Origin of the sequence: Fusicatenibacter saccharivorans, assembly GCF_015557635.1 — a bacterium.
Classification (GTDB): Bacteria; Bacillota; Clostridia; order Lachnospirales; family Lachnospiraceae; genus Fusicatenibacter; species Fusicatenibacter saccharivorans.
Genome location: NZ_JADNOP010000022.1, coordinates 12108 through 24504, shown reverse-complemented (window position 1 = coordinate 24504; position 12397 = coordinate 12108). Strand labels below are relative to the sequence as shown.

Sequence of the window (12397 nt, the reverse complement as noted above, 5' to 3'; positions counted from 1 at the left end):
CCCCTGAAAAGTGGAAATTTCCTATCCCCTCTGCATACAATACAGGTAGAGTATCTTTTCAAACCCGTTCAGAAAGGATGATCATTATGACGAAAGGCATTGTAAAAATAAAGAAAAACCGTGCATTTGTAGAGCAGCAGAACGGCGAGGTGGAAATGGCTTCCGGGCAGTATGTGTATCTGAAAGTGGAAAATTGCTGGATTCCGGTGGTGGTGCGGTATTCGGCGCGGAGGAAGAAGTGGTATTTTAAGTATCTCGAGGAAATCCCGGTCTGCGGGCAGAAGGTGCTGCTGAAGGCGTAGCCGGTAAAGGGCGTTTCACGTATGTTTAACATGTGTTTAATCTTTCTGAGTCAGAAATTCATTATGCAGCTCCTGGATTCTGCGCTGTTCGGCAGCTTCCTGTTTTTCACGCTCCGATCAATACGAAGATCCCGCAGGCAGAGCGCAGATCAGCGTCAGACCGAAAACAAGAAGAAAAGAATAAAGATATGGATGACTGGGATGATTTTCATGATGCATAGGAAGCCTGGCTTTCTGAATGTAAAATTCGTAGATAAGGATTTTCTGTGTCTAAAATTCAGTATAGCAAACGGAATTTTTCGCGTCAATGGAAAGGATTGGTTTCTCGATTTCCAAATTCATCATTTACGCCGTCCCCAAAGTCTGCTAAGATAAAGAAAACTTGTTACCAAACGAGAAAACAGGAGTGATTTACATTGAAAAAGATTTTATTTATCGCAACCGGCGGCACAATCGCTTCGAAGAAGACGGAAAATGGTCTGACTCCGCAGATTACGCCGGAGGAGTTATTGTCTTATATTCCGGAGGTGGAAGGCCTCTGTGAGATTACGGCGGTGAATCCGTTTAATCTGGACAGCTCGAATGTGGTTCCGGAGAACTGGAGCACGCTGGTGAAAGTGGCGAAGGAGCATTACGAGGATTACGACGGTTTCGTCATCGCGCACGGAACTGATACGATGGCGTACACCGCGGCGGCGCTTTCCTATATGATTCAGAATTCGGAAAAGCCGATCGTCATCACCGGAGCACAGCGGCCGATCAATTTGGATATCACGGATGCAAAGACAAACCTGTCCGATAGCTTTTATTACGCCTGTGATGATGCATCCCAGGGTGTACAGATTGTGTTCGACGGAAAAGTCATCGCGGGAACGCGCGCGAAGAAGGTGCGGACGAAGAGCTACAATGCCTTTTCCAGCATCGATTTCCCGTACCTTGCGGTAATACAGGACCGCAGGATTCTGCGGTATCTGCCGATGCTGCCGTATGAAAAGCCGGTTCGTTTTTATGAAAACTTAAGCGATAACGTTTTTCTCTTGAAACTGATCCCGGGAATCAGCCCGGTATTGCTTCCGGCGATTTTTGAGCACTACGATGCGATCATTGTGGAGAGCTTCGGTGTCGGCGGTATTCCGGCGAGCATCAAGGAGCCGTTTTACGAGCTCTGCCAGAAGTACCCGGAAAAACTCATCATCATGTGTACCCAGGTTTCTCACGAGGGAAGCGATATGACCGTCTATGAAGTCGGCCATGAGATGAAAACCCTGTGCAACATTCTCGAGTCATACGATATGACCCCGGAGGCAGTCGCAACTAAAACCATGTGGCTTCTCGGCAACCGTCCGGATGATCATGAGAGCCGGGAAAAAGCATTCTATAAACCGATCAACTACGATACGGTCTGGAAATAAGAAAAAGAAAGACGGCAAAAAGGCTGTCACGGTCCGCAGGAAAGAAATGTTTCTGCTGGCTGTGAACGCCTCTTTTTCTTTTTGAGGAAAAAGAAATTTTCTGCAAAATTTTCAGACAGTACGGACGCAAAATTGATTTTTATTGGAAGAATTGTGCAAATTTCATAGAAAAATCAGAAACAGGTTGATATCTTTTGAACATTTTAGTAGAATTGAATTCATGATGCAGTGCGGAAAACGGCGGATTTTGGATGACGAATCCAACCGCTGGTTACAGTTACAACATATGTCGATATCGAGGAGACACCGACCGGCATCCGCTTAAAGAAGTACATGGAGGAATATTTCGATCCACGGATTTATATCGCAGGAGAGCTTGGCATCGGACTGAATTCGTGCTCGAACTGCCTCGGCAACTGCTACATTGAGGATGAATCCGCGTATGGAACCTTCCACGTAGGGCTTGGACGCAATATCGCGCTCGGCGGCGTGCAGAATGCGAAAGGCCACTTCGACCTGGTCTGCCGGGAACCCGATATTTTTACCGATAACCGTCAGATTATGGACCGGGGAAAGATTATTGCACCCGAGCCTGTGTTATACTAAAGGACAGAACCAGGAGACAAAAATTAAGAGACAAAAGGAGAAAAAACGATGAAAGTTTTATTAACAGGATTTGACCCATTTGGAGGAGAGAGCGTGAACCCGGCATTCGAGGCCATCAAACTTCTGCCGGATACCATCGCCGGAGCAGAGATCGTAAAAGTTGAGATCCCGACCGAGTTTACCAGAAGTATTTCCTGTGTGGAAGCAGCCATCAAAGAGCACAATCCGGATGTTGTCATCGATGTCGGACAGGCAGGCGGACGCGCATGCGTAACCGTAGAGAAAGTCGGCATCAACCTTGCAGACGCAAGAATCCCGGACAACGCCGGAGAGCAGCCGTCCGATGAACCGCTGCAGGCAGACGGCCCGACCGCATACTTTGCAACGATTCCGGTCAAAGCAATGGTTCAGAACGTCCGCGAACACGGCCTTCCGTGCCACGTATCCTTCACCGCAGGCACCTACGTATGCAACTGCGTCATGTACAATGTGCTTCACCTGTGCGCAACGAAATATCCGAACATCCGCGCAGGTTTCATCCACGTACCGTTCGCATGCGAGCAGGTAGTCGGAAAAGCAAGCACCATGGCAAGCATGCCGCTGGAAACGATTGCAAAATCTCTGGAATACTGCATCGAGGCAGTCGTAACCAACAAAGAAGAAGTAAAAGAAGCAATGGGAACTACCCACTAAAACAGACTTTCAGACCGTCGTACCGGAATTTTGGTGCGGCGGTCTGCTTTTTTTGCTATTTTCTCTTTTGCAAACCATATCTTTTGTGATACAATAAGATTCGTCAGAATTTTTATGCGAAAGGAACGAAAGAAAGAAAATGGAACAGGGTAAAATTTTTAAATTTCATAATGACCTTGATACAGACCAGATCATCGCATCCCAGTATCTGCTTCTGCCGAATCTGGATGAGATGAAAGGTCATGCGTTTGAATCGTTAGATCCGGACTTTGCAAAAAAAGTAAAACCGGGAGATTTTGTCGTAGGAGGAGAAAACTTCGGCTGCGGTTCTTCAAGAGAGCAGGCACCAGGCGTCTTAAAAGCACTCGGCGTGCAGGCCGTCATCGCAAAATCCTTCGCCAGAATCTTTTTCCGCAATGCCATCAACATCGGTCTGCCGGCGATTGTCTGTAAAGACCTGCCGGATGCCGTAGAAGACGGGGACACCATGGTCCTCCATATGTCCGAGGGAACCGCAGAGGTGAACGGCAAAACGTACACCTGCACCAAACTGCCGGAATATATGCAGAACATACTGAATCAGGGAGGCTTGATTGCCTCTTTGAACCGCGAGGAGGAGTAAGAACCATGGGAATGACAATTGCAGAGAAAATTATCGCCGCTGCAGCCGGCGTTCCGGAAGTAAAGCCGGGAGATATCCACACCGTAACACTGGATCGTCTGATGAGCAACGACGGAACCACCCATCTGACGGTTGATATGTACCGCAACAAATTAAACCACCCGCACATTGCGGATCCGAAAAAGCTCGTTTTCATCGTCGACCACAACGTGCCGTCCGACAGCCCGAAAACAGCAGCATCCCAGAAAAAGATGCGTGATTTTGCAAGAGAGAACAACATTGACTTCTGGGAAGGAAAAGGTGTATGCCATCAGGTGATGATTGAGAACTATGTCCGCCCGGGCGAGCTGATCTTCGGCGCTGACAGCCATACCTGCTCTTACGGAGCACTCGGCGCATTCGGCACCGGTGTCGGCTGTACCGATTTCCTGTACGGCATGGTAACGGGAACTTCCTGGGTACTCGTACCGGAAAGCGTAAAATTCAATCTTGTAGGAAAACTGCCGGAGGGCGTTTATGCGAGAGATCTGATTCTCACCATCATCGGCGAGGTCGGCGCAAACGGATGCAACTACCAGGTGATGGAGTTTACCGGTGAGGGTGCAAAGACTTTAAGCATCAGCGACCGTATGGCACTTTGCAACATGGCAGTTGAGGCCGGTGCCAAGACCGGTATCTTTGAGGCAGATGAGAAAGCCATCGAGTACCTGAAAGAGCACGGAAGAGAGCCAAAAGAAATCTTTCACAGCGATCCGGACGCAAAATACGTCAGAGAGTACACCTTTGACCTTTCCAAAGTCCGCCCGGTTGTTGCAAAACCGGATTTCGTAGACCGCGTTGTTCCGGCAGAAGAGACCTGCGGAACGCCGATCAACGAAGCATTCCTTGGATCCTGCAACAACGGAAGAATCGAAGATCTCCGCGTCGGCGCAGAGATCATCCGCGGAAAGAAAGTCGCAGAGGGCGTCCGTTTCCTCGTTGTTCCGGCAAGCCAGACGATCTACCGCCAGGCATTAAAAGAAGGCATCATCGACACCTTCATGGAGGCCGGAGCCATCGTCATGAACCCGAACTGCAGCGTCTGCTGGGGAAGCTGCCAGGGTGTCATCGGCGAGAACGAAGTGCTGATCAGCACCGGAACCCGTAACTTCAAGGGCCGTGCCGGTCATCCAAGCTCCAAAGTATACTTGGGCTCTGCTGCAACCGTAACCGCATCTGCAATTGCCGGAAAGATTGCGACGGCAGATCAGATCTGACCATTTTCTTTGAGGGATATATAATATTTTTGGGAGAATAAACATATGGAAGCATTTACAGGAAAAGTATGGGTGCTTGGAGACGATATTGATACCGATATCATTATCCCGACCGAGTATCTTGCTTTAAAGACAATTGACGATATGAAACAGTACGGCTTTTCCCCGCTCCGCCCGGAACTGGCCGGACAGATCGAAAAGGGCGACATCATCGTGGCAGGAAAGAACTTCGGCTGCGGCTCCTCGAGAGAGCAGGCACCGGAGATCATCAAGGCGCTCGGCATTTCCTGCGTCATCGCGAAGTCCTTTGCCCGGATCTTTTTCCGCAACTCTATCAACAACGGTCTTCTTCTGATCGAGCAGCCGGATCTGCACGACGATATCAAAGAGGGCGACACCATCACCGTCAAGATGAATGAGCATGTCGATTACAACGGAAAAACATACCCGATCGCAGCTCTGCCGGAGAACCTGATGGATATCATTCAGGCAGGCGGCCTGGTAAAGGCAATGCGCAAGCGCAACGGACTGGACTAAGAGCGGGAGGAAGAAACGATGGGCAATACAGTAATTGAAAAAATCATCCGCCACAACACCGGAAAAGACGTAAAACCGGGCGACATTGTGACGGTCAACGTGGACAGAGTCATGATTCATGATATCTTCATCCCGTTTGTCGGCGATAAATTCGAGGAGATGGGCTTTACCAAACTGTGGGACCCGGATAAAGTCGTTCTGATCTACGACCACCTCGTTCCGGCAAGCCGGGTGGACGATACGAGACATTTCCACAAAGGCGATGAATTTGCAAAGAAATATGGCATGAAAAACGTACACAGAAGCGACGGAATCTGCCATCAGTTAATGACAGAGGCAGGTTACGTAAAACCGGGCGACGTTGTTTTCGGAACCGACAGCCACACGACGACATACGGCTGTGTCGGTGCATTCTCTTCCGGAATCGGCTACACAGAGATGGCGAGCATCCTTGGAACGGGTACGATGTGGATCAAAGTGCCGGAGACGATCAAAGTTGTCATCGAAGGCGAGCTGCCGAAAAATGTGATGTCAAAAGACATTATCCTGCGTCTGATCGGTGACCTCGGTGCAGACGGCGCAACGTACCGCGCACTGGAGTTCTCAGGAAGCACCGTAGAAAATATGACCGTGGCAAGCCGTATGACGATTGCCAACATGGCGATCGAGGCAGGTGCCAAATGTGCACTTTTTACCCCGGATGAGAAGACCGCAGAATACTGCGGGATCGAACTCAATGACTATCAGAAGAGCTTAAAAGGCGATGAGGATGCAAAATATCTGTGCACCATCACCTACCGCGCCGAGGATTTTGTGCCGGTTATGGCATGCCCGTCCCAGGTAGACAAGATCCGTGATACCAGCGTTCTCGAGGGAACCCCGATCGATCAGGTCTTCATTGGTTCCTGTACGAACGGCCGTCTCGAGGATCTGCAGGCGGCAGCCGAGGTTTTAAAAGGTAAAAAAGTAGCCGACTACGTAAAACTGATCGTAACACCGGCAAGCCGCAAGATTTATCTGCAGGCAAGCAAAATGGGCATTCTCGATACACTGGCAGAGGCAGGCGCCATGATTACACATCCAGGCTGCGGCCTGTGCTGCGGAAGAGCGGGCGGAATCCTCTCTGACGGCGAGCGTGTTGTAGCAACGAACAACCGAAACTTTCTTGGAAGAATGGGTACTTCTAAAGTTGAAATTTATCTGGCATCTCCAAAGACAGCGGCAGCATGTGCAGTAGCTGGAAAAATTGTGACGCCGGAAGTGTAAACGAACTTAACAGCAGAAAGGGAAAACAGACGACATGAATGGTTCAATGTTTATCGGAACCTGGTGGGCACTCGTCCCGCCGCTGCTTGCAATTCTGCTTGCATTTGTAACAAAAGAAGTTTACAGTTCCCTGTTCATCGGATCGGCAGTCGGTGTCCTTTTGTACACCGGCTTCCATCCGTGGGATGCGTTCACAAGCTTCTTTGAAATTTTACGGAACAGCATGAACATCAACATTTTGATCTTCGATATCCTGCTTGGCATGGTTGTCGTGCTGATGGCGAAATCCGGCGGCTCGGCGGCGTATGGAAAATGGGCGGGGACGAAGATCAAAACGAAGCGGAGTGCGCTTCTGGCAACGATGGGGCTTGGTGTTCTGATTTTTGTGGATGACTATTTCAACTGTCTGACAGTCGGCTCTGTCATGCGCCCGGTCACGGACAGCCACAAGGTTTCCCGCGCGAAACTCGCATACATCATCGACTCCACCGCAGCGCCGGTCTGCATTATCGCGCCGATCTCAAGCTGGGCGGCAGCCGTCAACTCGTATGTGCCGGCGGATGCGGGAATCAGCGGATTCCAGCTGTTTCTGCGGACAATTCCGTATAACCTGTATGCGATCCTTACAATTGCGATGGTCTTTTACATCTGCTACACCGGCTTTGATTTTGGTCAGATGAAGCTCCACGAGGATAATGCCGCCAAAGGTGATCTTTTCACGACCGGAGGCGAGGAGTTTGAGCAGGTTTCCGAGCAGGAGGTCAATCCGAACGGAAAAGTCATCGACCTCGTGCTCCCGGTTGCCGTACTGATTGTATCAGCGATCGGAGCGATGGTTTACACTGGCTTCCTCGGCGGCGCGGACAATGTGATTTCCGCGTTCGCAGGATGTGATGCAGAGACGAGTCTGATTTTTGCCTCCGTCGTGACGATCCTGTTTATGATGGCGCTGTATCTGCCGCGGAAGGTCATCACCTTCAAGAGCTTTATGGACAGCCTGTCCGAGGGCTTCAAGCTGATGGTTCCGGCGGTTACGATTCTCGTCTTTGCGTGGACCTTAAAAGGCGTCGGTGATGCGATGGGCCTGGCCCAGTTTGTCGGAAGCGTCGTGGGAGACCATGCATCCGCAAGTATTTTTATCCCGGTGGTGCTGTTCGCCGTGGCGGTGTTCCTTTCCTTTTCGACGGGAACCTCCTGGGGAACGTTCGCGATTCTTGTGCCGATTGCAACGGGCATGTTCGCAGCCGGAACAAATCTGGAGATGATGATTATCTCGGTATCCGCCGTCCTGGCAGGGGCGGTCTGCGGTGACCATATTTCGCCGATCTCGGATACGACGGTTATGTCAAGTGCGGGTGCGCAGAGCAACCATCTGAACCACGTATCGACGCAGATGCAGTATGCGGCCGTTACGGCGTGTGTCTGCCTGGTGGGATATCTGATTGCAGCCGTGACCAGAACGTGGTGGATCACACTTGGCGTCAGCCTTCTTCTTCTTTTGGCTGTTTTAACCGGAATGCGCAGATTTTGCGCAAAAAAAGCGGAAAACGGCAAAAAATAAAAAAGAAAACAGAAAAACGCGTGAAATGCTTGACGGGAGAGAAAAAGAACCGTATACTAAAAAATAGAACAAACATTCACAGGACAACGGTGTCCTGCAAAGAAGAAGCGGAACGCTTTTGGAGCAGGAATGTGAATTGGAACAGAAGGAATTGGATTTTTCAAAGTCCAGTTCCTTCTGTTTATCTCTGTTAAAATTGCATCGGAGCTGTGAAATGCAGGAGAAGAAAGGAGGCATTCCGGGGCGAAAACGCTTTGGAAAAGGGAAGGACTGTTATGGTCAGAAAGATCATAGCAGACAATGGCAAAAACAAAAAGAGGGAGAAAATATATGATATTTGGAAAGTACATTAACAAATACTACCTGAAGAATGCGCCCATTCTGATTCTCGGTCTTGCAGCGCTGATTCTCGTAGATTATTTCCAGCTTTTCATACCGGAGCTGTACCGCATGGTCATCAACGGCATGAACGGCGACCCTGTTCTGGTCAACGGCCAGGCGGCGGTGTTTGATATGGAATTTCTGCTGGATCAGGTCTGCCGGCCCATGATTATTACCATTATCGTCATGGTAGTCGGCCGTTTCCTGTGGCGAGTCTGCTTTTTCGGCTCCGCGATCCGCGTGGTGACCGATCTTCGTACCTGCATGTTCGCGCACAGCAAGGAGCTGTCCCAGGAGTATTATCAGGTCAACAAAGTCGGAAACCTGATGAGCCTTTACACGAACGATCTCGATACCGTGCAGGAGTGCTTCGGCGACGGTATTCTGATGTTCTGCGATGCGCTGTTTTTAGGACTGCTTGCCGTGATCAAAATGTGGCGCATGAACCACTTCCTGACCGGCCTTTCCATGATCCCGATGGCATTTCTGATGGCCGCCGGCACAACGCTCGGCAAATACCTGATGAAAAAGTGGGAAGAGCGCCAGGCGGCCTTTTCCGAGCTGTCCGATTTCGCGCAGGAAAACTATTCCGGTCTTGCTGTCATCAAAGCATTCGTCAAAGAGACGAAAGAGCTGATGATGTTCCGTAGACTGAACCGCGAGAACGAGGACATCAACGTAGAATATACCAAAATTTCCACACTGCTGAACATTATGGTAACGCTGTTTGTCGAGTCCGTCATCTGCGTAATCTTAGGCTACGGCGGCTATCTCGTTTACTGCGGAAGCTTCGACGCCGGCCAGCTTGTCGAGTATATCGGCTATTTCTCGGCCGTTGTATGGCCGATCATGGCGGTCTCCATGCTGATCGAGAAGACATCCCGTGGAAAAGCGTCCTTAAACCGTATTACGGAACTGCTTGACGCAAAAGTCGATGTGAAGGACCGCGGCGGTGTGCAGGATCTGCCGTCCATCCATGGAAAAATCGAGTTCCGCAATCTGACCTTCCGCTATCCGGACGGGGAGTACGATGTGCTGAAAAACGTATCGTTTACCATTGAGCCGGGCGAGAGTGTCGGCATCGTCGGAAAGACTGGTTCCGGAAAAACGACCATCGTCGATCTGCTGCTCCGCACCTACAACGTGCCGGACGGAACGCTGTTCATTGATGACCACGATGTCAACACCGTTTCCATCCACTCCGTGCGTGAGGGCTGTGCCTACGTGCCGCAGGACAACTTCCTGTTCTCCGACACGATTTCCGGCAATATTTCCTTCGCCTTTGATGACGAAAACCAGGAGGCCATTGAGGATGCGGCGATGATGTCCGATGTCCATGACAATATCGCAGAGTTCAAAGAGGGCTACCGCACCGTTCTTGGCGAGCGCGGTGTGACGGTTTCCGGCGGACAGAAGCAGCGAATCTCGATTGCGCGTGCGCTGATGAAACACGCACCGATTCTGATTCTCGACGATTCCGTCTCTGCGGTCGATACCAAAACAGAGCGCACGATTCTCGACAATCTCAAAAAACGTGAGGGACTGACGACAATTCTGATCGCACACCGGATTTCAACGGTGGAGCAGATGAACAAGATCGTGTTCGTCGAGGACGGAGAAGTCCATGCAGTCGGAAAACACGAGGATCTGTACCGGACCTGCACGGCGTACCGCAAGATGGTCGATCTGCAGAAACTTGAAGAGGAAGCGGGGGAGGAGTAGAAATGCACAATTATTATCCGATTCTCTGGGTCGGCGCGATCATCGGCGTGATTTCCACCCTGCTGATTGTGGCCGCGTTTGTAGTGAAAGATGGAGAAAAAGAAACCGGCTTTGAGCGGAACATGAAAGACAGTGAAATCATGCAGCGTCTGATGGATTACGCAAAGCCGTTTTACCGCCAGTTTATCGTTGTTGGTTTTCTGATGCTGTTTTCGATCGCGTACGATATCATTTCGCCGCTGATCGTCGGCAAAATTGAGGAGCTCGTCGTTGGAAAATTCGCGCTGAATACCCTGTTTCTGTGGGTAGCGGGCTATGCGGCAATCCTTCTTGTCTCGATGGCGTGCACGTATTTCCAGGCCGTGATTCTGCAGAAGACGGGTCAGAAAATCATTTCCAATATGAGGGAGGATCTGTTCGTCCACATCGAGCGCCTTTCCCACGAGCAGTTAAATGAGATTCCGGTCGGAAAGCTTGTCACGAGAACGACAAACGATACGAACGCGATTTCGCTGATGTTCACCAACCTTCTGGTCAATCTTCTGAAGAACTTCTTCGTGATCATCGGTATTCTGATTGCGATGCTGTTTCTGAACTATGAGCTGACGCTGATGGTGCTCTGCTTCGTGCCGTTTATTGTGTTGTTCTCGATTATTTTCCGCAAATTCTCGCGAAGAGCACACCGGAAAGTAAAAGACTGTACTACGGACATCAACACGTATCTGTCGGAGAACCTTTCCGGTATGAAAATCACACAGATCTTCAACCGCGAGGATGCCAAGATGCGCGAGTTTACCGACAAGAGCAACGCACTCGGCCGCGCACAGCAGGAGCAGATTTTCGTGTTTGGTATTTTCCGTCCGCTCGTCTACATGCTGTATATCAGCTCCGTGCTCTGCCTTTTGTATTTAGGCGGCAAGGGCTATCTGGAGGGAACGTCGTTCCTCGGCCAGACGCTTACCAGCGGTATGATCGTCAGCTTTTACATGTATATTTCAAAATTCTTCAACCCGATCCAGAACCTGGCGGAGCAGTTCAACTGGCTGCAGTCCGCATTTGCATCCGCCGAGAAAGTATTCTCGATTCTGGATCTCGAGCCAAAAATGCAGGATGCGCCGGATGCGATCGAGCTTACCGGCATCAGGGGCGAAATTGAGTTCCGCGACGTATGGTTTTCCTATATCCCGGGCGAGTGGGTGTTAAAAGGCGTTTCGTTCCACGTCAACCCGAAAGAGACAATCGCATTTGTGGGTTCCACCGGTTCCGGAAAATCGACGATTCTTTCCCTGATCTGCCGGAACTACGAGTTCCAGAAGGGTGAGATTCTGATCGACGGCATCGACATCCGAAAGATCAAGATCGATTCCCTGCGGAAAAAATTCGGCCAGATGCTGCAGGATGTCTTCCTGTTCTCGGGAACGATCCGCAGCAACATTATTCTCCGCGAGGAGGGGATTTCCGATGAGGAGATCATGGACGTCTGCCATTACGTGAATGCTGACCAGTTTATCAACAAGCTGGATCACGGCCTCGACGAGCCGGTGCGGGAGAGAGGAAACAACTTCTCCGCCGGACAGCGCCAGCTTCTCTCGTTTGCGCGTACCATCATCCATAAGCCTTCGGTCATGATCCTTGACGAGGCGACGGCGAACATCGACACCGAAACCGAGCTTCTGATCCAGGATTCCATGGAAAAGATGAAGAACATCGGAACGATGCTGATCGTAGCGCACCGTCTTTCGACGATCCAGCATGCGGATGAGATTATCGTACTGTCCCACGGAAAAATCGTGGAGCATGGAACGCATCAGGAGCTTTTAGCAGCGCAGGGAAGATATTACCAGCTCTACACGCTGCAGTACCACCGCGAGCAGAGTGAGAAACAGAGAGGAAGAAAGTAAGAAAATTTTAGAACAATAAAGACAATTTACAAAAAGGGAGAAATTTTGTTTGTGCAAAGTGACAAAATTTCTCCCTTTTTTACGGTGTATCATATTAAAATAATTTTATATCAATATAGTCATATGAAAAATATATGA

Annotated in this window: 11 protein-coding genes; all 11 read left to right on the top strand. The window is 50.1% G+C overall.

Translation table 11 applies throughout. The features are described from left to right. The first annotated feature begins 86 nt into the window (after positions 1 to 86). The 11 genes from I2G42_RS14850 to I2G42_RS14800 all read left to right on the top strand — a co-directional run bounded on the left by I2G42_RS14850 (position 87) and on the right by I2G42_RS14800 (position 12259). The gene (locus tag I2G42_RS14850) at positions 87 to 302 is read left to right on the top strand and encodes a hypothetical protein (RefSeq protein WP_117814042.1); all 216 of its coding nucleotides are present in this window, start codon (positions 87 to 89) and stop codon (positions 300 to 302) included. 416 nt (positions 303 to 718) lie between these two features. Continuing rightward, positions 719 to 1714 carry an asparaginase gene (locus I2G42_RS14845; RefSeq protein ID WP_117509129.1) on the top strand — a complete coding sequence of 332 codons (996 nt, stop codon included), beginning with the start codon at positions 719 to 721 and terminating at the stop codon, positions 1712 to 1714. A 333-nt stretch (positions 1715 to 2047) separates the two neighbouring features. Then, complete coding sequence (locus I2G42_RS14840; RefSeq protein WP_055228473.1) at positions 2048 to 2320, top strand: 2,5-dihydroxypyridine 5,6-dioxygenase NicX family protein; 273 nt, start codon at positions 2048 to 2050, stop codon at positions 2318 to 2320. Positions 2321 to 2368: 48 nt separating this feature from the next. Next, positions 2369 to 3013, top strand: a complete 645-nt coding sequence (gene pcp, locus I2G42_RS14835; RefSeq protein WP_022462497.1) for a pyroglutamyl-peptidase I — start codon at positions 2369 to 2371, stop codon at positions 3011 to 3013. Between the two features lie 139 nt (positions 3014 to 3152). Further along, complete coding sequence (locus I2G42_RS14830; RefSeq protein WP_055218301.1) at positions 3153 to 3635, top strand: LeuD/DmdB family oxidoreductase small subunit; 483 nt, start codon at positions 3153 to 3155, stop codon at positions 3633 to 3635. Positions 3636 to 3640: 5 nt separating this feature from the next. After that, positions 3641 to 4891 (top strand): 3-isopropylmalate dehydratase large subunit, encoded by a 1251-nt coding sequence (locus tag I2G42_RS14825; RefSeq protein ID WP_055218299.1) that lies wholly within the window; start codon positions 3641 to 3643, stop codon positions 4889 to 4891. A 45-nt stretch (positions 4892 to 4936) separates the two neighbouring features. Continuing rightward, positions 4937 to 5428 carry a LeuD/DmdB family oxidoreductase small subunit gene (locus tag I2G42_RS14820; RefSeq protein WP_022462500.1) on the top strand — a complete coding sequence of 164 codons (492 nt, stop codon included), beginning with the start codon at positions 4937 to 4939 and terminating at the stop codon, positions 5426 to 5428. Positions 5429 to 5446: 18 nt separating this feature from the next. Next, positions 5447 to 6694, top strand: coding sequence for a 3-isopropylmalate dehydratase large subunit (locus I2G42_RS14815; RefSeq protein WP_055228472.1), 1248 nt, complete (start codon positions 5447 to 5449; stop codon positions 6692 to 6694). 34 nt (positions 6695 to 6728) lie between these two features. After that, a complete protein-coding gene (locus I2G42_RS14810; protein ID WP_055228471.1) occupies positions 6729 to 8255 on the top strand; it encodes a Na+/H+ antiporter NhaC family protein in 1527 nt (508 codons plus the stop codon). A 330-nt stretch (positions 8256 to 8585) separates the two neighbouring features. Then, on the top strand, positions 8586 to 10358 hold the full coding sequence (locus I2G42_RS14805) for an ABC transporter ATP-binding protein (protein ID WP_055228470.1): 1773 nt from the start codon (positions 8586 to 8588) through the stop codon (positions 10356 to 10358). Positions 10359 to 10360: 2 nt separating this feature from the next. Then, positions 10361 to 12259 (top strand): ABC transporter ATP-binding protein, encoded by a 1899-nt coding sequence (locus I2G42_RS14800; RefSeq protein WP_022462504.1) that lies wholly within the window; start codon positions 10361 to 10363, stop codon positions 12257 to 12259. Positions 12260 to 12397: the final 138 nt, after the last annotated feature.

What these genes read in the sequence shown, in the direction of transcription:
- I2G42_RS14850 (WP_117814042.1), top strand. Translation starts at nt 87, where the DNA reads ATGACGAAAGGCATTGTAAAAATAAAGAAAAACCGTGCATTTGTAGAG.
- I2G42_RS14820 (WP_022462500.1), top strand. Translation starts at nt 4,937, where the DNA reads ATGGAAGCATTTACAGGAAAAGTATGGGTGCTTGGAGACGATATTGAT.
- I2G42_RS14825 (WP_055218299.1), top strand. Translation starts at nt 3,641, where the DNA reads ATGGGAATGACAATTGCAGAGAAAATTATCGCCGCTGCAGCCGGCGTT.
- I2G42_RS14810 (WP_055228471.1), top strand. Translation starts at nt 6,729, where the DNA reads ATGAATGGTTCAATGTTTATCGGAACCTGGTGGGCACTCGTCCCGCCG.
- I2G42_RS14815 (WP_055228472.1), top strand. Translation starts at nt 5,447, where the DNA reads ATGGGCAATACAGTAATTGAAAAAATCATCCGCCACAACACCGGAAAA.
- I2G42_RS14840 (WP_055228473.1), top strand. Translation starts at nt 2,048, where the DNA reads ATGGAGGAATATTTCGATCCACGGATTTATATCGCAGGAGAGCTTGGC.
- I2G42_RS14830 (WP_055218301.1), top strand. Translation starts at nt 3,153, where the DNA reads ATGGAACAGGGTAAAATTTTTAAATTTCATAATGACCTTGATACAGAC.
- I2G42_RS14805 (WP_055228470.1), top strand. Translation starts at nt 8,586, where the DNA reads ATGATATTTGGAAAGTACATTAACAAATACTACCTGAAGAATGCGCCC.
- I2G42_RS14800 (WP_022462504.1), top strand. Translation starts at nt 10,361, where the DNA reads ATGCACAATTATTATCCGATTCTCTGGGTCGGCGCGATCATCGGCGTG.
- pcp (WP_022462497.1), top strand. Translation starts at nt 2,369, where the DNA reads ATGAAAGTTTTATTAACAGGATTTGACCCATTTGGAGGAGAGAGCGTG.